Annotated in this window: 1 pseudogene; it reads left to right on the top strand. The window is 36.6% G+C overall.

The features are described from left to right. Nucleotides 1-243: pseudogene (locus AWV70_RS22300) on the top strand (tetracycline efflux MFS transporter Tet(L)); the annotation flags it as partial.

The following is a 243-nucleotide window of genomic DNA, read 5'->3' as shown; positions in this document are numbered from 1 at the left end:
CACTGGGGAAAAATATTTCTTTTATAATTGGTGTCCTTTGTGGAGGACTTATATTTGGTACAGTAGCAGGGTTTATCTCTATGGTTACTTACATGATGAAAGATGTACATCAACTAAGTACTGCTGCAATTGGCAGTGTGATTATTTTCCCTGGAACAATGAGCGTTATTATCTTCGGTTACATTGGTGGATTACTTGTTGATAGAAAAGGTCCATTGTACGTGTTAACCATTGGAGTTACAT

Source organism: Sporosarcina koreensis, from assembly GCF_001531445.1.
GTDB lineage: Bacteria > Bacillota > Bacilli > Bacillales_A > Planococcaceae > Sporosarcina > Sporosarcina koreensis_C.
This window is presented reverse-complemented; position numbering and strand designations above follow the sequence as displayed.